Raw genomic sequence first — 19,320 nt, forward strand, 5'->3', positions numbered from 1 at the left:
AGGAAACAAGCCATGACAATAAACAAAAAAGAACTTTCCGAAAGAGATATATGTACGAAGTTCATCACTCCCGCAATTGTAGGTGTAGGCTGGAAGCATCATCAATTTAGAGAGGAAGTAAAACTCACAGATGGCCGAATTGAGGCTCGAGGCCCTTTGGTTCACCGCATTACGGATCGCGATAAAAAAGGCGGCCCCAAGTTTGCGGATTATGTCTTGTACGCCAAACCCAATCTGCCAATTGTTGTTGTCGAAGCTAAAAAAAACAAATATCCCATAGGGCATGGTATGCAACAAGCACTAGCGTATGCGGAGATGCTTGATGCGCCATTTGCTATTTCCAGTAATGGAGATGGTTTTTTATTGCATGATAGAACTGGGCTAACCTCTCCGACAGAGAGGGAGTTGGAACTATCCGAGTTTCCTAAGTTAGAAGAGCTCCTGCCTATTTATCTTAAATGGAAAGGGCTTGATGACGATATCACTCGTACTATCGCTGAACAGCCTTATCATGTTGGTCTCTCAGGTAAAGAGCCCCGCTACTACCAAAGAACTGCCATCAACCGCACGGTGGAGGCGATTGCTAGAGGCCAAGACCGAATTTTATTGGTGATGGCTACGGGGACAGGAAAAACCTACACCGCATTTCAGATAATTTGGCGTCTACGACAAGCCAAAGCAAAAAAAAGAATCCTCTTTTTAGCTGACCGCAACATACTCGTCGATCAAACTATGCAGCAGGATTTCGCTCCTTTTGGTGAGGTAATGCACAAGGTAACCAATCGTACTGCGAATAAAAACTACGAGGTTTACCTCGCGTTATATCAAGCAGTCACAGGAAAAGATGAATGGAAACAGATATATCGACAGTTCCCATCAGATTTTTTCGATTTAGTGGTTGTCGATGAATGCCATAGAGGAAGTGCAAAGGAAGACTCTGCTTGGCGTGAAGTGTTGAAATATTTTGAGAGCGCAACTCACATCGGACTAACGGCAACACCTAAAGAAGTAAAACCTGTCGAAGGTGTTATTACTAACCCTGAATACAACTTTAAGTATTTCGGCGAGCCACTCTATACATATACCTTAAAACAAGGCATTGAAGATGGTTTTCTTGCCCCCTACAAAGTGATCCGAATAGCGTCAAATGTTGATGCCCTAGGCTATACACCGGAAGAAGGGAAAACCGACAAGCACGGCTTCAAAGTTGAACAGCGACATTACAATACCAAGGATTTTGATAGAAGTATGATACTTACAAAGCGGACACAGTTTGTGGCTCGCAAGATATGGGAGTATCTAGAAAAAACCGATCCTATGTCAAAAACTATTGTGTTCTGTGAAGACCAAGATCACACAGAGAGAATGCGTCAAGAGCTGGTTAAGCTGATTCCTACCGCAGCAGCAAATCGACGTTATGTCATGCGGATAACTGGTGATGACACAGAAGGAAAGAAGCAGTTATCTTATTTCATCGATAATGATGAGCCTTATCCAGTCATCGCGACGACATCTAAACTGCTCACGACAGGTGTAGATGCTAAAACATGTAAGCTGATTGCCCTTGATCAAAACATCAACTCGATGACAGAGTTCAAACAGATCATTGGTAGAGGCTCAAGACTTCGTGAAGATTGCAACAAGTTGTTTTTCACGATCATGGACTTTAAAGGAGCAACGAGGCTATTTGCTGACCCAGAGTTTGATGGTGAGCCTGTTGTAATTTACGAGCCTGATGAAGGTGACTCGGTCGTGCCCCCAGCAAATGAGCCTGAAGACGAGGATAACGAGGATGAGTCCAGCAAGCCTAAACAGAAGAGATCGAAAATTGTTCTTGATGACGTCGACGTTGATTTAGCTGCTCAACGAGAGCAGTACCTTGGTGAAGACGGCAAATTGATAACGGAGGACTATCGTGTCTTGGTCAAGGCGCAAATTGAAGAGTCAGTAAAACAAAAATATGCTACTCTCAGCGACTTTTTGAAACGTTGGCACGAGAGCGACCGTAAGCAAGCCATTATCGACGAAATGAACGAACTGGGGCTGTCTTATCAAGTTTTGCAACAGGCGATCCCGAATGGCGAAGAGCTAGATACTTTTGACTTGATTGCGTATCTCGTCTTTGACCAGAAGCCATTAACACGGCAAGAACGTGCCAATAATGTGAAAAAGCGAGATGTGTTCGGTAAATATGGTGAACAAGCAAAAGCGGTATTAGAAGCATTGCTGGAAAAGTTTGCTGAGAATGGTGTTCAAGATATTGAAAATTCAAGCATTTTAGAGATGCCGCCGTTTACAAAGTTTGGTACAAAAACACAAATAAGGCGTGGTATTTTTGGCGATTTGGAGCAATATCAGAAAGCGCTCAAAGAGCTAGAAATAGAGCTTTATCGTGATGATGAAGTTGCATAATTATCACGAACAGCATGAGTAAATGAGTAATGAATTTAAGTAGTACAATCAAAAGCATACAAGACATCATGCGTAAAGATGATGGTGTTGATGGTGATGCCCAGCGGCTTGGGCAGCTAACATGGATGCTATTTTTAAAAGTCTTCGATCAGCGCGAAGAGGAATGGGAAGATGATAACCGCAACTACGAATCGCCTTTACCTAAAGGGTTACGTTGGCGCGATTGGGCAGCTTACATTTCTGATTCTGATGGCAGAAAAGCACCGCAAATTGCACCTAGTGAAATTATCGGTTTTGTCAATAATGAGCTATTTCCGGAACTAAAACAGATAGATCCAAATGCTAGCCCGATCCATAAAGTCATCCGCAGCGTCTTCGAGGACGCCAACAACTACATGAAATCAGGCACCCAGTTCCTTGCTGTGATCGAAAAGCTCGAGGAGGCGATTAACTTTCACGACTTTAAAACACGCGCCAATATCGGCGATGTGTACGAGCAACTACTGAACGATCTACGTGGTGCTGGTAACGCTGGTGAGTTTTATACCCCGCGCGCTATCACTGCCTTCATGGCTGATCGCGTTAATCCACGTTTGGACAAACGCGAAACCGTTATGGACCCAGCTTGCGGAACTGGTGGCTTCTTAACCGCTGCCATTGATCACTTACGCAACCAGCTCACAGATAAATCCAGTGCCGAAGATAAACGCGCCATCGAAGATCTCATTCTTGGTATTGAGAAAAAGCAGTTACCACATTTGTTGTGTACCACCAACATGCTGTTACACGGTATTGATGTACCCAGCCAGATCGAACATAAAAACACTTTAGGCAAGGGGTGGAATGAGTGGAGTAATAACGACAAGGTAGACTGCATTATCACCAATCCGCCATTTGGTGGCTACGAAGATAATACGGTGGGTGGAGACTACCCAGCTGACTTAAGAACCCGCGAAACCGCCGATATGTTTATGGCGCTGATCATCAAAAAGCTGTTAAAAGAAAACGGCCGTGCCGCTGTAGTACTGCCCGATGGCTTTTTATTTGGCGATGGTATAAAAGGCACGCTTAAAAAACTGCTGCTGCAAGAGTGCAAACTGCACACTATCATCCGTCTGCCCAAAGGTGTATTTGCCCCTTACACCACTATCAAAACCAACCTGCTGTTTTTTACCAAAGGCGCACGGGTAGACGATGGCAGCGAACACTTTCACACCGACACTATTTGGTTTTACGAGCACCCCTACCCAGCGGGTTACAAAAGCTACAGCAAAACCAAACCCATTCGTCTGGAAGAATTCAAACCAGAGCAAGATTGGTGGGGCGATGAAAGTGACGACTTTGCCAGTCGCGAAGAAAACGAATTCGCATGGAAGGTAGACTTCAAAGCTAAACGCGAACAGGCCGAAGCGGCTGCTCAGCCACATTGGAAAAATGCCGAAAGTTTACGTAGTCAAGCATCAGATGCTCGCAGGCAAGCTAGGTATCTTAGTGACTCCTTAACTGGTCGCAGACAAGATAATGGCATTTCAGATTTGCTTCATGATCAGTTGGTTGATTTACATGCAGATTTAACCGGAGCAAGTGATAGCCAGCGCGTCTACACAGCAACTCTCATCAGCGCTTTACAAACGGCTATCCAAGAAGTGACGCCTGAAGGGGTTATTGCCAATCTAAACAATGCTATCGAGACCCTTAAAAATAAGGCTGATTCTCTAGAGTTAAAAGCCCGCGATGCCCAAGCCGCTGGTGATCGCCTCTATTGGCCTATATTCAATCTTGATGAAAAAAATCCCCGAGCAGCCCAAGAAGAAAGCCATGACCCGGACGAGCTGCTGATCAAATACAAAAAGCTGTTAGGTGAAATTGAAGAAACCGAAAATCAGCTAAAAAGCGAATTGGCCGCGGCGCTGTCTCATCACTTCAGTGACGAGGAAGCCTGATGGACGCACAACAGTTTTTGACCGAGTTTGGCCATATTACCAATGCACCCGGGGGTATTGCTCGGTTGCGGGAGTTGGTTTATCAGTTCGCAGTGACCGGTAGGCTAACAGCGCAACGAGATGAAGATGGTAATGCGGATGTTGTTCTGAACAACGTTGCTCGAACTCGGCAGCACTTGATAAACGAGAAAAAGTTTAAGCGCTCACTAAAGTTAGAGTCAGCACCATTAACACCGCCCGCGATCAGCATTCCACCCAGCTGGCGCTGGAGCCGCTTATTGGATTTAGGTGAAATAAACCCGCGAAACCAAGTCGATGAAGGTACCGAAACGGTAGTGATGGCTACTTTTTTGCCTATGGCTGCCGTTTCTGAATTGCACTCAATCCCTATTACTGGTGAAGTTAGGCCGTGGTCAGAAATCAAAAAAGGTTACACACATTTCGCAAATGGCGATGTGCTACTGGCTAAGATTACCCCATGTTTTGAAAACGGAAAGTCAGCAGTAGTCCAAGGGCTCGAATACAACATTGGTTCAGGCTCGACAGAATTTCATGTTTTCCGCCCCATAAGCGAAGACGTTAACCCAGCTTACGTTTACCTTTTCGTTCGTTCGCCATTATTTCGTGCAAAAGGTGAAGCCAGTATGACCGGCACCGCCGGGCAAAAACGTTTGCCGACGGATTATTTCGCATTGTGTGCAATGCCATTGCCGCCAACCGAAGAACAATCCCGTATTGTCGCCAAAGTCGATGAGCTGATGGCCTTATGTGATCAGTTGGAAACGCAGCAACAAAAACGCCGCACCCTGCAAAACCACCTGCGCCAAGCCACACTGCAAGCCGTCGCCGCCAGTCAAAGCCCTAACGAACTGCAAGAAACCTAGCAACGTCTGCAAGCTAACTTCGATCAACTGTTTTCCTTGCCAGAAGATGTTGATGCTCTAAGAGAAGCGGTCCTTGGCCTTGCCATCGCTGGTTACCTTAGCGAAGCGTCAATAAAAGATGAAAAAGTTGTCGATTTTATAAAGCGCAATGAAAGCAGCAAGCAAGCTCGACTGAACTCAGGTGAAATGAAGCGAAAAAAAGCTTCCGCCACTGATGTATACCAACTGGAACTAGAGGTGCCAGATCATTGGGCAAAGGCTGCGCTTGAAGATCTATTTCAATTCATCGACTACAGAGGAAAAACACCGCCTAAAACAGAAAGCGGGGTAGTTCTAGTTACGGCCAAAAATGTTCGACCAAGGCGATTAAATAAAGAGCCGATCGAATATATATCCGAAAAATCCTACCAAGAATGGATGACTCGCGGCTTTCCAAAACTTGGGGATTTACTATTCACTACTGAAGCCCCACTGGGGAATGTAGCGCGTATTGAAGAAGAACCGACCTTCGCTTTGGCTCAGCGCGTGATCAACTTTCAACCATTTTCTAATTTAAATACGAAATGCGTGATGTACTTTATGATGTCTCCAATTTATCAAAGCTTACTTGATATAAATTCTACGGGGATGACCGCAAAAGGAATCAAAGCTGCAAAACTAAAACAGCTTGAGCTGCCAATTCCACCGATTCAAGAGCAGCAAAGAATCGTCAGTCGCATTGAACAGTTGTTGAGTGTTTGTGATGAATTGGAAGGTTCATTGCGCAGTGCAGGCAAGATTGCAACAGCACTAGCAACTGCATCCGTCTCCGCTCTCACCGGCATCGCCATCGAACAAGAAGAGGAACCTATGAAAGCCCCACAAACTGAACTGGTGGCACCGGTGCGTTTAGGCACACCGCCTGATGTAAAAGCCCAGGCCCCGCTAGCTACCATTCTCGCCCGCCATAACGGCGAGATGAGCGCCAAAGATTTATGGCAGCGTTTCGGCGGTGAAATCGATGCCTTTTATGCCCAGTTAAAAGCCGAAGTCGCTCATGGTTGGCTGCTGGAACCTGCGCCTGCGGAAATGCGAGAGAAGGCCGAGAGCTAAAAAAGACAGGAATTAAAAGGACTCTAATTTTATGGGAATTGTATGCAACTTCGATATTTAGCCATTCCGCAGTTTCGTAACTTGCGCAATCTAGAAGTGAGCTTTGCCAGCGAGCTTGAGCCCGTTTCTGGCACACTAGGGAATACGCCGGCAAAACGGATTCGCAGCCATGCGCTGATTGGCCAGAATGGCACCGGAAAATCCAATTTAATTGAAGCGCTGATTACCCTATTTCGCGATGTCGATCTCGACCGCGAAGCGGCATTTGACTACACATTGGAATACGAAATTCGCGGCCACATCGTGCGTATTCAGGCCGATACTGCCAAACAAAAACGCCCTTACGTTTGGGTAGACGGTGACCGTGTAAGTCAAGAGTATCTGATTAAAAATGACCCAGCGGACAAAGTCCCGCAAGATGAGCGTCGCGGCCCACGGTTATTACCAACACACATATTTGCCTATTACTCAGGCCGCAATGAGCGCATCGAACAGTTATTTCAGGAACACCAACGCCGATTTAATAAACGTCAGGAAATCACCACCGACGAAGTTTTATCTGAAGACCTGCTGGAAAACTTCGCCGCCTCCGATGCTGATATTCGGGCGATAAAAGAGGCCAAACGCCGCCGCGAGGCCAAATTAAAGCAAGCAGGCGACGATCGTCTGCGCCGCCTGTTTTATTGCCGGGGCGGCCATAGCCAGTTGGTGTTACTCGCCTGTTTATTGTCTGATGACCCTGTGTTCAAAAAGGTACTGAATAATCTTCATATCGAATCGTTGGAATCAGCGCTATTTGTGCTCAAAGAACCTCATCGCCTGCGAGAAAAACGCCGGGGCGGCAAGTTCGATGAAATAGAAATCAACGAAGGCGACCCGCGCTTTTGGTATGCACGTGGCAACGTAGTGAGCGAGTTTCTCGACAAACTCTGGCAAGTCGCCTGGGCGCCTATCGAACAGGAAGCCAGCAAGCAAATTGACTTTCGTGGCCGCACAGAAAAACAAAAGCAGCTGTATTTGTATGTACCCAACAAAGAAAAGCTGAAAGAGTTAGGCGAACTGGTCGGCGGCCCCGACAGCTTCTTCCGCTATGCCGAAGGTGCTTACATTGGTGATTTGATTGACGAAGTGCGCATCAGGGTAAAAAAACGCGATGAGTATGGCGGTAAAGTGAGTTTTACCCAGCTTTCCGAAGGCGAGCTGCAAATGCTCACTGTATTGGGCTTAATGCGCATCACCCGCGAAGATCATTGTTTGTTTTTGTTAGATGAGCCCGATACGCATTTAAACCCCATCTGGAAACTGCGCTATTTCGACGATATTGAAGGCGTGTTGAGTTCCGAAAAAGATTCACTGGCACAAGGCGAATCGCAAATTCTGATTACCACCCATGACCCGATGATGGTGGGCTCGCTCAGAAAAGAGCAAGTCCACATTATTCGTAAAAGCGAAGGTAACACTCTAGTTGAACAGCCAGACGAGCACCCGCAAGGCATGGGTGTATCTGGCTTGCTGAAAAGTGAAATGTTTGGATTACCATCCACGCTCGACCGCCACACCTTAAACACACTGCAACGACGCAATGACTTGCTCGCCAAACGCAAGTATGAGGGGTTAAGCCACGATGAGCAGCAAGAATTGGATTGCTTGGTGGTTCGCCTCGACGACTTGGGTTTTTCTCGTGAGTACCGAGACCCAATGTATCAACTCTTTATCGAACAGATGTACAAAGTGCGCAGCAAACCGCTTGATGAATTACTCAGCGAGCAAGAACTCCAAGAGCAAAATGCCTTGGCTGAAAAAATAATGGAACAATTGGTAAAAGCGCAGCGTAAAGAGGATTTGTCATCGCTTGCGCAAGAGCTGGCCGAGAAGTTAAAGGAGTAAGCATGCGCAAAGTCATCATTACAGGCACACCACCAGCGGACTGGGTTGCTGAGGCTGATGCCATTACCGCGCAGCTGCTTGCCGCTGCGGATGATATCGCTCGTCAAGCAATCGTAGATGAGAACGAAAAACACTGGCGTGATCAAAGGATTCGCGGTTGGCTAATGAGTCAGTTCGCCAATAAGTGCTGGTATACAGAAGCGGAAGAATCTGTCTCACCGATTCACGTAGATCATTTTCGTCCAAAAGGCCGGGTAAAAAATCTTGATGGCAGCTACGAAGAGGGTTATTGGTGGCTGACTTTCAATTGGAAGAACTACGTCATAGCTGGCCACTTAATAAATACGAAAAAGAGCGACTTTTTCCCTTTAATGGAGGGAGAGCGCCGTGCCGCAGTCAACAGCTCGGAAGTTCAATTAAAACTCGAAGGGGCAGTGTTGATCGACCCGTTGACAGATCAGACGCGTTTGATTTCTTACGAACGTGATGATGATGGTTGTATTGCCGTACTTGCTGGGGATATTGATGACCTAGAGAAATTCAAAGCAGAGAAAACTATTGAAATCTTGGGATTAAACCGCATTGACCGCTTAAACCAAAAACGCGGCAAAAAATGGGATGATTGTTTAAAGGACATACAAGACTACCGAGGAGCAAGAGCACATGGTGCACACGCTCTAGTTTGGCTTGTGAAAGAAACAGCAATTGCCCGTTTGAAAGAGAGAATAAAGTACGATGCTGAGTTTTCTTCAGTTGCAGAAGCTTGCATTCGCAAGCAAGCTCCAGAAGCTGTTATTGCCGCTGTGTTTGAGCGGCGAAGTAATATGTAATAGGTTTATATTACTTTCAGGTGCTAAGCATAGCTCTAATCACATAGAGGCAGCCTTTGGCGGCCTCTTCTATATGCCCGCTCCACCAGCACATCATTGGCTTTCTAATCCGTGCGGTTATAAGTACTGAGAACTTGGTTTATCATCGACGTGAGCTAGGGTCTTTCTACCGAGTTAGAATCAAAACCTAGCTCGTTGGGTAGAGGGTATGACAAAGAACGTAAATATACTCAGTGGATAAAAGTAGCAGATTTTCCGGTCAACGCATTAGATAAATGAGCGAGAGCAGATGGTGCGAAGAATTGAGAGCTTGGTGTGAAACATTGCGCTCACGCGAGCTACGTCTTAATTAACCTGAACTAGAACAAACCAAAGCACGGATGGAGCAAACACAATGAACGCTAACACAACTCGTGACATCGATATTGTTGAGCTGATGGCGCTGTGCGAAACCAGTACATTGCAAAAAGGTATCCAGCTTTCGCGCAGTGGTGCGGTGCGCAAACTTACCATGGTGGGAAATACCGCTACCGCACAGGTGAAAGGCAGCAACGTCTATCAAGTGAATCTCGATTTCACGGGTGATTTGGTCGCTGAGTGCACGTGCCCAGCTGCGCAATATCAACGCTTGTGCAAGCACGGTGTGGCAGTGGCGATGTCTCTTATCGAACAGCCACAGCTCAATCAAGAGAGTGAGCGCGAGACAATCAAAAAACACCTGCAAAGCCTCGGTGAAGAGGCTAGGTTAGAGATGCTGCTTGATTACCTGGAAGAAGACGAATACGCGTGGAATGCGCTACTCACGAAAATCGAAATACGTGAAAAGCCAGCGGTGTACGGCGAGTTGAAAAAGTTAGTTACCCAAGCCTTACCACGGGAACAGCTGTGGGATTGGCGAGAGAGCCATGCCTATTTTCATTCGGCAGAAAACCAGTTGAGCATGATCATTGAGTCGATGCAAAGCCTTGACACAGAGCAGCAGTGGAAGCTTATCAACTACCTTGTGGAAAGGCTGAATAAGGTACTCGAACAGATCGATGATTCAAGTGGCGCTCGTTTTGGCATTGAAAGCCTAATTAATGAGCATATGCCTAACATACTGGCAAAACTTAATTGGAGTGAACAAGAAAAAGCGCATTGGATGTTTGAGCGTTTAACCCACCATGAGTTCGATGTGTTCCCGTCGATCGAAGAGGATTTTGCCGTGGTGTGGCAAAACAACACGTCCTTCCTTGATTTATGTCGACAAGCGATTGAACAAGCTTCACCAGACGAGCGTGGTTGGAATTTAAGATCATGGGCCAATCCACTCATTAAACAAAGCCCAAATTGGCGTGATGTGGTGGCCATTAAGCAAAAAATAGCGCGAACGTGCCGAGACTTCTTAGAAATTGTTGAGATGTATATCGACAACCAAGCGCCATTAGAAGCCGAGTTTTGGTTGGCGAAAGCGCGCAAAATTGCGAGCGAGTATGAACGGCAAGCGTGTGATCAGGCGCAGTTCCGCCTTTATGTTGAGCTTGGTGAAATTAAATCCGCTTGGTCGCTGGCCAATCGCCTGTTAGAACGATCACCCAGTTTTCAGCGCTATAAAGATATGGTTCAATTTAAAGCGAATTACTCAGTGGATGACGCTGAGTTTCTTTCCCGTGTTGAGCAGTTGTTTAAGAATTCCTATCGGCTGCCAGACCAATTTAACCGTGTGTCTGAACAAACCGATGCCTTGGTGCTTTTTTATATCGACAATCAGCAATTTGACCAAGCGTGTGAATGGGTGGCAAGCAATAGAGTGTCCACCAATGCGTTGCTAACGTTGGCTGATCTTGTGGTGGATGATAAGCCAAACCATGCACTCAGCTACTACCTTCGCGTTGTCACGGTGCAGATTGAGCAGACGAGCAATGAAGCCTATGCCACAGCGTTAACGCTTTTACGAAAAATCGAAGGGTTGCTTAAATCACACCCTACGGAGTTGGCGCAGTTCTATGTTGAAATAGCCTCATTGGCACAAAGCTATAAACGCAAGCGCAATATGTTGACGTTGTTAAAACAACACTACGCCTCCCATTTATAACCTGTTGATAATGTAAGGCTTTAAATCGCGCACTTGCATTCCAACAAAGAGATGGCCACCTAGGAGGTTCATTTGAATCATCGTGTTGTGTTTACCGGTGGGCCGGGGGCGGGCAAAACCTCCGTTATCGAATATCTCAATAACTTAGGTTACCCAAGTGCCCCCGAAGTGGGGCGAAAAGTCATCCAAGCACAAGTGCAAGCTCAAGGTAGCGCGTTACCTTGGTTGGACAAATTGGCCTTTCGCGACCAAATGGTGGCTGAAGAAATCAAAAACTATGACGACTTTGGGCATGCGGTAACCACTTTTTATGATAGAAGCATTATTGACTGCTATGGCTACAGTAAGCTTGAAAACTTACCCATTTCGACGCTTTTATCCACGAAATGTTGTGAGTTGAGTTATGACCGTAAGGTGTTTATTTTCCCGCCGTGGGAATTGATCTATAAAAATGATCGAGAGCGAAAGCAAGATTTTAAAGAAGCCGTTGCTACGTATCGCGAGATGGTGAGTGCCTACACGCAGTTTGGTTACGATTTGCTTGAAGTGCCGATGGTCTCCGTTCGAGAGCGAGCGGAATTTATATTAAACAACCTTAGTCTTTAGGATGGCGTTATGCCTTTGGGAGAAGATGGATAAGCTCATCGCCCTCATCAAAGAAGACCGAATGAGAACAGAGGCGTTAGGCCATGTGTCCGAGTTGTCATTGCCTCAGTGCTATATTGCCGCAGGCTTTGTGCGAAATTTGGTGTGGGATTCATTACACGGTTTAGCCACTCCCTTGAATGATGTTGATGTGATCTACTTTGATCCCACAGAGTCAAACCCCGATGCTTATCTGCAATATGAAGCGCATTTAAAGGCGCGTATGCCGCAGTTAAATTGGCAGGTTCGCAATCAAGCAAAAATGCATCTTCGTAACGGTGATGAGCCGTATCAAAGCGCTATAGATGCCATGCGTTATTGGCCAGAGAAAGAAACGGCGGTGGCCGTTCGGCAAGTGGCGCCTAATCACTATGAATGTGTTTCGGCTTTTGGGCTTGAATCTCTATTTCGTGGGTATATCACGCACAATCCGAAGCGTTGTTTGGCAACGTTTGAACACCGCGTCACTTCAAAAGGATGGTTGGCGAATTGGCCTAAATTAGTGGTGATGTCGTAACAACAAATTTATCCAACCAAATCCGTTGCTTCAACTAATGCAAAAGCTGTTTTTCCAATGCATATGATAATAAACAACGGAACACGCTTTGGTTACTCAGTAATAACCTTTTTCAGCCTCGCAAATGTCTTCATCGAATCGTTAGCGGGCATTAACTCGTAATCTGGGTTATTGGCTTTTAGCCAGTAGCGGCCTTGTGCATCTTTCTGCACGACACGCAGCAGATACTGATTCTCGCCCCGGTCTTACGTCTGAAGTTACCCAAATTTGCTTGATCATTAAAGTTGATGTAGTCAGTGCCGCTTGTAGCTTGTTTTCATCCATATCGGTAAAAAACGTCCGTTGCGTACATGAGCGGACTGCCATCGCAATGAAAGTGGCTATTTTGCACTATCTGCTAGGCTTCTTCTAGGTACTACTGCCGTTTGCGTGAGATTAAGCTATTGATTCTGTTTAAGAGAATGACGCGCAAAGTAGGCTGGCATCCATCACCCAATGAATGCCAGCCGCTGTTTATTTTAATTGGAAATCGACTTAGCCATTAAATGTACGAGCGACACGACCTTTACAACTGATCGTGTAGTTCCCTACATAAGCAGGAATGAAAGCCGATTGCCCTTTACCAAGCACCAATGTTTCACCGCTTTGTGCGAGAAGTGCAACGTCCGCATCGATGGGCATTAAGATTTCCGCACTGCTCATCTCGACTCGTTGTTCTTTTGGCGCTTGGAAGACGGAGAACTGAAAATCTTGCACAGGAACAGGGAAGTGATGTTCACAGCCGTTGATTTCTGCTTGGGTTAATAGGGTGTTGATTGGCTTTGGAACGAAGTCGGTACACTTAACCAGTTCTTCCACATCCATGTGTTTTGGTGTTAAACCGGCGCGAAGTACGTTATCTGAATTCGCCATAATTTCCAGCCCCGTGCCTTTGATGTAGGCGTGAGGCGTTCTTGCACATAGGAACATGGCTTCACCCGGTTTAAGCGTAATAACATTCAGCAATAACGGGGCAAACAAACCCACATCATTTGGGTACTGCTCAGCAAGGTCTAAAATCAGTGCGTATACTGGGCGTGCTTGGTTCATTGCGGCGTAACTCAATAAGTGATCGACTGCATTGACCTTGCGTGCTTCCTCCATAGAAAGAATCTCCACGAAGAAGTGGCACAAGCCGTCTTGGTTACGATTACGTTCAAATTGCTCTAGGTAGCCGTTGATCTCTGGAATGTCACACAGGCGAAACTCAGCGATGATCTCATCAAACGGACGAAAGCCGTTCATTGCTTGGTATTCCGTTAGTGCGTAAACCAGCTCAGGCTTGTGGTTGGCATCTTTGTAATTACGATTGAATGCACTCAGTGGTAAACCCAGCTCTTGTTCTTTGGCGTAACCGAGCTCAGCATCTTGTTTGTTGGGGTGCACTTGGATAGACAAGGCTTTATCCGCCGCAAGGATCTTGAAAAGGAAAGGTAGGTCACCAAAAGCTTTTGCGGTGTTTTGCGATAAAAACGCTGACGGATCTTGTTTGATCAGTTCCGACAGCGAAACATGGGTACTTCCTTGCTTTACCATAGAACAACCATTGGGATGCGTGCCCATCCACACTTCGGCTTGAGGTTGCTGCGCTTGGTTGGCAAAGTCAAACAAATCGTGGATAGCGGTGCGGCTTCCCCAGTCGTAGTTTTGGATCTTATTGTCCATTTTGAAGAAGCATTTTGATGAAATAGTATTCGAATTCATGAATTTTACCCGTAGAAAACCCTCCGAACTGAATCGGAAGCAAAAAATAGTGGAGATTGGATGGGTGAGCGGTTAACTCACCCTAAGAGATGTAGAAGTCGCTTCTACAATGAGATGCCTACAACCTAAGCTTGGGAGCGAACGGCTTTCTCGAAGGTTGAGCCTGCAAGAACGGCAATAACAGCAAGCCAATCACGGCTGCGCATACCGAGATGGTGATGAAGAATCCAGTCCAGCCGTACTCTTTAAGAATCAATGCGAGCGGGTAGCCAGAAAGCGCAGCGCCCATGTAAGCAAACAAACCGACAAAGCCAGTGGCAGCGCCAGCGGAATCTTTATGCGAGCATTCCGCTGCAGCCATACCGATCAACAATTGTGGGCCAAAGACGAAAAAGCCAATCGAGAACAACCCTGCCGCTTGGAACGCAAAGTTGGTTAACGGCATCAACCACAGCGCTGCGACAGAGAGGAAAATACCTGCGGCAAATAACAGGTTCATCGGACCGCGGTTACCGCCGAACAATTTATCCGAGCCCCAACCCGCCACCAGAGAACCGACAAAACCACCGATTTCAAACATCGATACTGCGGCGTTGGCATTAATTAGGCTGTAGTGGTGTTGTTCTGTCAGGTAGACGTTACCCCAGTCATTAATTGCGGTACGCACGATGTAAACCAGAACATAGCTAAATGCGAGCAACCAAATGTACTTGTTGTTGAACACGTATTGCCTGAGGATCTCTTTATAACTCAGCCCTTGTCCGTGGTTCTCTTGGGCAAGTTCTAATGCATCATTGCGCCACTGCCCAACGGTTGGTAGACCTTGAGTCGTCGGTTTATCGCGCAAGCGCCAACACACAATCACACCAAGAATGACGCCAATGACTCCCGGTACGATAAAGCCTTCCCGCCAGCTGTAATGGAATGTGAGAAATCCAACGAGTACGGGAATCAAAGCGCCACCTACGTTATGAGCTGTGTTCCAAATTGCCCACAAGAAGCCACGCTCTGAGCGCGAATACCAAGTGGTAAGTAGCTTAGAACATGAAGGCCAGCCCCAACCTTGGAACCAAGCGTTCATGACCCACAGTACAGCGAGTGCAACCAAAGAGCTGGAGAAGCCAAACGCGATATTGATTAAGCCCGTCGCGATCAAACCGACACCCATGAAAAAGCGAGGGTTAGAACGGTCAGAAATGGTGCCGGAAATGAACTTGGATAAACCGTAGGTGATGTAGAAAAGCGTTCCAATCATACCGATATCGGCCTTGTCTAACCCCAGATCAGCAATCATCGCGGGCGCGGCATAGTTGAACGTTTTTCGCGTGAAGTAAAAGCCCGCGTAACCAAGATACATCCCCAGCATGATATGCAGACGCCAATAACGGTAGCGTTCATCCACTTGGTCTTTGCTAAGGGGAGCTTGGTTGTAGCTCGGAGACTGAAATAATCCAAACATGCTCGTTACACCTTAGGTAATGTGATGGCGATCTGTGTGCCATCTACGTGATCGTTCAAAGAGTAGATATACATTTTCCCGCCAAGCGCTTGCACGCGTTCTTGCATGCCGCGAACGCCCATCCCTTTCATGCACTCTTCGGTTTTAAACCCAATGCCGTTGTCAGCGATATGCAACGAAATGTTCTCGTCTATAGAGAGCTCGATAACGATAGACGTCGCATTCGCGTATTTCGCTGCGTTGTTTAACGCTTCTTGGCACAAACGGAATAGGGTGACTTTTAATGTGTCGCCCAGAGACTCGTAGTCGCCTTGCCAATCAAGCACAACGCGTGTGCCATGATTGTCGAACTCCATTTCACGGGTTAACTGGTAAACGGAATCTTTCAAATCCAGATCGTCGAGCATTTTCGGGCGCAATTTGCTCAGCAGGTGCTTGGTCGTGTCATAAACATTGAGCGACAAATTCTCGATCATCTCGGCACAGCGTGTGTTCATTTCTGCGTTATCAACTCGCTTAATGATGCTTGCTTGGGTACGAATTGCCGTGATGTTCTGTCCAATCTCATCGTGCAGCTCTCTTGCTACGTCGCGACGTACCGACTCTTCCGCTTGAATAAGTTGGCGAGACAAGGTTTGGTTTCTTGACAATTCACCCCGAAGCTTTTGATTAAGATCTTTCTGTTTTTGCACCGCTAAACCGAGCATGATGCCGGTTAAGGTTTGTGCAGAAAGAGAGAGCAGCAGGTCAGTGATTTCTAAGTTCGACACCCCACTTCGCGCAGCAATCAAGGCAATACTGTTTAACATGGTCGCAAGCAGCGCACCCTGCCAGCCATAGCGCAGCGCAAGCACAATGATTGGGATGGCCATACAAAAAGGGGCGAAGCGTTTTAGCTCATCCGGCAAGCTGGTTTGAATCAAAATGCTGGCGATCAATAACACGCTATAAAGCAAGATATGACGAACTTTGAATTGAATGTCGTTAGCTAACAAATTTGAGGTCAATGGCGACCAAGGGCTTTGGAAGAGATAGTTCCAAAGTAGGTAACACATTGGCAGAACCAACAAACCGCCGGCGATACTTGCCAACCACGCCATATAGACAGATTGAACATGGTAGCCAACCGCGAGCACATTAATGCAAGACGTTACGAGCAACACGACAGCCATAACCGCTAAGTGCTGATTCTGATCGCCTTTGTAATAGCGCTTAGCAAGGTAAACCACTGGAATACTTAATACGCTAGCAACCAACACCATCAACCATTGAGGTTGTTCAAGAAGTAGAGCGAGTGCGACGGTCAATCCCCATTCGGCAAGATAAATCGTGGCCCAGTATTTTTTACGCGTATGCAGTGTTAAGCCCAGACGCAACGCGAAGGGGAACAGCAAGATCGCAAGCTCAGCATCGTTGACAAAGTAATACGCAATCACCCACAGACAGAACCACGAACATCCTGCCATGAATAAACCACAAATGGAGGTGATGATGTAGCTACGCATTAAAACGACTCTTGCGAGAACAGTTTGGCGAGTTCAACGTTGTTCTTCACGCCGAGCTTATCCATCGCGTTTGCACGGTGAACGTGAACCGTCTTATGGCTTAAGCCAAGCTCAGTGGCGATGGACTTCACATCTAAACCGCGAGCCAGTAACTGGCACACTTCGTTTTCACGGCGAGTCAGTTGAGTCTGCGTCGCGGTTTTGTCACTTGGTGTCGCCAGCTTTAACGCAATATCGGGCGTTAGGTAACAACCGCCGGAAGCACTGGTTCTTACGGCTTGGATTAACTCATCAGGACTACAACGTTTACTTAGGTAGCCTTTCGCGCCCAGTTTCAGTGATTTCTCAACCATCGCGGGAGAATCGTGAACACTTAGCATGACACACGCAATGCCAGAAGGGATTTCGGAGAGTAGGGTAAGCCCACTTTCGTCTGCCATCGAAATATCTAGGATAACCACATCTGGCTTGCATGCAGGTAATCCCACTCGGGCTTCGGCTACCGAGCTAAATTCACCGACAACATTCATGTCTGCTTCTAGGCTCAACAGCTGAGCAAATCCAGAACGAACAATGACATGGTCATCCACAAGCGCTACGTTAATCATCTTAAATACCAAACTTCAGCAATAAACAAACGAAAATGAGTTCTTAAAGAACTCAATAAAATCCTACGATGATACTAAATTGACCAAGTTTATTTAATGATCTAGTGCGCTTTGACTGGCAAAGCGCACTGGTTGATTAAGCTTGGTTTTCTGCGAGTTCAAGCTTCTTCTTGTTATGTCGGATCTTTTTCTCTTCCGCGATAGCAACGAAAGCAAGCAAAACAATACAAATCATTGCAGAGGTATCTAGGGCTGCGAAGGTGCCTTTCCAACCGGTTAGGCCAAAGATTGGCGTACCGTCTGCAATCATACCCAGCCCCAGTTTCGCGAAGCTGTCACCAATTAGGTAAGCGAAAGTGCCTTTTACGCCATCGGCCACACTGATTGCTTTCTTAGGAACAAAGCCAACTGCCGCAACACCGATAAGCAGTTGAGGACCAAACACGAGGAAACCCAGTACAAACAGCGACGCTAGGTACATGAACTCGCTGGTTGCATGTTGGTAGAACTCAAGGGATACAATGATCAATGCAAGAGAGACACAAGCCACTAAAGCACGGCGACCGTTCGCAAGGTCAGATAGGTAACCCCACATCAAAGTACCCACAAGCGCACCCACTTCGAATAGGGTAAAACCAGAGATTGCGGCTTCTTTTGATAGACCAAGCTCTTGGTACGCGTATACCGTTGACCATTGGTCGATACCGATACGCACGATGTAAAGGAAGATGTTGGCAAAGCAAAGTAGCCAGATCACTTTGTTTTTAAGAACGTATTCAACAAAGATCTCTTTTTTGGTCATCTGGTTTTCTTCAGCGGCGGTGTCTTCTTCACTCACTGCTTCATCGAAAAGTTCTTCTACTTTACCCAGACCGTAAGCTTCTGGAGAGTCGCTACCAAAGCGCATACCGATGAAACCAACGATGATCGCAATGACAGAAGGGAAGACAAACATACCGATTACGTGACCGTCGAAGAGGTAGTTAGCACCAAACAGAGCGACACCCGCAGCACCAGCGCCACCCACGTTGTGCGACATGTTCCAAAGGCCTAAGTAAGAGCCACGCTTGTTACGTGGGGTCCACTTGGTGATGGTCGAGTAACTAGAAGGACCCCCCGTACTTTGGAAGAAACCACTGAGTGCGTAAAACGCCACCATCAAGAACAAGCTCGCGCTGCCGCCGCCCATACTGAAGCTGAATCCAAGCATGGCAAGACCAGAGAGGAGCAGCATGAAAGGGAGAAACTGCTTGGTGTTCTTACCATCAGCGTAGTAAGAGACGACGGTTTTACCGATGCCGTAAGTAATCGAAAAACCCAGACCAATTAAACCGAGATCGGTCATGCTTAAACCGTAAGTGGAGATCATGTCGTTTTGCGCGACGTTGAAGTTTTTACGGATCAGGTACATGGTCAAGTAACCAATAAATACCACTAGGTAAGATTGGATAAATGGCTTGAACCACATTTTTCTACGTACTTCGACAGGAAGATCGAGGGTAGGCTTCCGGACTTGTTCAAGGAATTTTAACATCGTGAACTCTCTTGGATTAGGGTGATGCACTTGCGTGCTCGCTTTCTTTTAACTGCTGGCGATTGTAGAGAGTCCACTTTTGAATCACATGAGAGGAGGGCTTAGATCGGCTAAGAAAAATTCCTAGAAAAGAGTGAGTGAGCGCTAAAGCGTGAAAATCATCACATTCTGTGTGGCATAGTGTTAA

Annotated in this window: 14 protein-coding genes and 1 pseudogene; 9 read left to right on the forward strand and 6 right to left on the reverse strand. The window is 46.7% G+C overall.

What is annotated here, in order from left to right:
- Positions 1 to 12 precede the first annotated feature (12 nt).
- From hsdR to EA26_RS06245, 6 genes are read left to right on the forward strand one after another with little or no spacing between them, the layout of a single operon-like run.
- The gene (gene hsdR, locus EA26_RS06225; RefSeq protein ID WP_081947035.1) at positions 13 to 2,412 is read left to right on the forward strand and encodes an EcoAI/FtnUII family type I restriction enzme subunit R; all 2,400 of its coding nucleotides are present in this window, start codon (positions 13 to 15) and stop codon (positions 2,410 to 2,412) included.
- Positions 2,413 to 2,441: 29 nt separating this feature from the next.
- A complete protein-coding gene (locus EA26_RS06230; RefSeq protein WP_039425617.1) occupies positions 2,442 to 4,355 on the forward strand; it encodes an N-6 DNA methylase in 1,914 nt (637 codons plus the stop codon).
- Positions 4,355 to 5,239, forward strand: a complete 885-nt coding sequence (locus EA26_RS20050) for a restriction endonuclease subunit S (RefSeq protein ID WP_052079635.1) — start codon at positions 4,355 to 4,357, stop codon at positions 5,237 to 5,239. Before EA26_RS06230 ends, EA26_RS20050 begins: the two co-directional genes overlap by 1 nt.
- A gap of 36 nt (positions 5,240 to 5,275) precedes the next feature.
- A complete protein-coding gene (locus EA26_RS20055) occupies positions 5,276 to 6,331 on the forward strand; it encodes a restriction endonuclease subunit S (RefSeq protein ID WP_052079636.1) in 1,056 nt (351 codons plus the stop codon).
- A gap of 42 nt (positions 6,332 to 6,373) precedes the next feature.
- Positions 6,374 to 8,218, forward strand: a complete 1,845-nt coding sequence (locus EA26_RS06240) for an AAA family ATPase (RefSeq protein ID WP_052079639.1) — start codon at positions 6,374 to 6,376, stop codon at positions 8,216 to 8,218.
- 2 nt (positions 8,219 to 8,220) lie between these two features.
- On the forward strand, positions 8,221 to 9,048 hold the full coding sequence (locus EA26_RS06245) for a hypothetical protein (RefSeq protein ID WP_039425620.1): 828 nt from the start codon (positions 8,221 to 8,223) through the stop codon (positions 9,046 to 9,048).
- Positions 9,049 to 9,064: 16 nt separating this feature from the next.
- Here EA26_RS06245 and EA26_RS22155 read toward each other — a convergent pair.
- Positions 9,065 to 9,272, reverse strand: a pseudogene (locus EA26_RS22155) (integrase); the annotation flags it as partial.
- Between the two features lie 170 nt (positions 9,273 to 9,442).
- Here EA26_RS22155 and EA26_RS06250 point away from each other — a divergent pair.
- The 3 genes from EA26_RS06250 to EA26_RS06260 all read left to right on the forward strand — a co-directional run bounded on the left by EA26_RS06250 (position 9,443) and on the right by EA26_RS06260 (position 12,284).
- Positions 9,443 to 11,122 (forward strand): SWIM zinc finger family protein, encoded by a 1,680-nt coding sequence (locus tag EA26_RS06250; protein ID WP_039425622.1) that lies wholly within the window; start codon positions 9,443 to 9,445, stop codon positions 11,120 to 11,122.
- Between the two features lie 72 nt (positions 11,123 to 11,194).
- A complete protein-coding gene (locus tag EA26_RS06255; protein ID WP_039425625.1) occupies positions 11,195 to 11,728 on the forward strand; it encodes an AAA family ATPase in 534 nt (177 codons plus the stop codon).
- Positions 11,729 to 11,753: 25 nt separating this feature from the next.
- Entirely contained in the window at positions 11,754 to 12,284 is a 531-nt protein-coding gene (locus EA26_RS06260) for a nucleotidyltransferase family protein (protein ID WP_039425628.1), read from the forward strand.
- A 534-nt stretch (positions 12,285 to 12,818) separates the two neighbouring features.
- On the opposite strand, the gene manA is transcribed toward EA26_RS06260, so the two are convergent.
- From manA to uhpT, 5 genes are all read right to left on the reverse strand, one after another.
- The gene (gene manA / locus EA26_RS06265; RefSeq protein WP_039425631.1) at positions 12,819 to 14,027 is read right to left on the reverse strand and encodes a mannose-6-phosphate isomerase, class I; all 1,209 of its coding nucleotides are present in this window, start codon (positions 14,025 to 14,027) and stop codon (positions 12,819 to 12,821) included.
- A 118-nt stretch (positions 14,028 to 14,145) separates the two neighbouring features.
- Positions 14,146 to 15,486 (reverse strand): MFS transporter, encoded by a 1,341-nt coding sequence (locus EA26_RS06270; protein WP_039425634.1) that lies wholly within the window; start codon positions 15,484 to 15,486, stop codon positions 14,146 to 14,148.
- A gap of 5 nt (positions 15,487 to 15,491) precedes the next feature.
- On the reverse strand, positions 15,492 to 16,991 hold the full coding sequence (gene uhpB, locus EA26_RS06275; protein WP_039425637.1) for a signal transduction histidine-protein kinase/phosphatase UhpB: 1,500 nt from the start codon (positions 16,989 to 16,991) through the stop codon (positions 15,492 to 15,494).
- On the reverse strand, positions 16,991 to 17,599 hold the full coding sequence (gene uhpA / locus EA26_RS06280) for a response regulator transcription factor UhpA (protein ID WP_039425639.1): 609 nt from the start codon (positions 17,597 to 17,599) through the stop codon (positions 16,991 to 16,993). Before uhpA ends, uhpB begins: the two co-directional genes overlap by 1 nt.
- Before the next feature lie 136 nt (positions 17,600 to 17,735).
- Entirely contained in the window at positions 17,736 to 19,133 is a 1,398-nt protein-coding gene (uhpT, locus tag EA26_RS06285; RefSeq protein WP_039425641.1) for a hexose-6-phosphate:phosphate antiporter UhpT, read from the reverse strand.
- Positions 19,134 to 19,320: the final 187 nt, after the last annotated feature.

Source organism: Vibrio navarrensis (assembly GCF_000764325.1).
Taxonomy (GTDB): Bacteria; Pseudomonadota; Gammaproteobacteria; order Enterobacterales; family Vibrionaceae; genus Vibrio; species Vibrio navarrensis.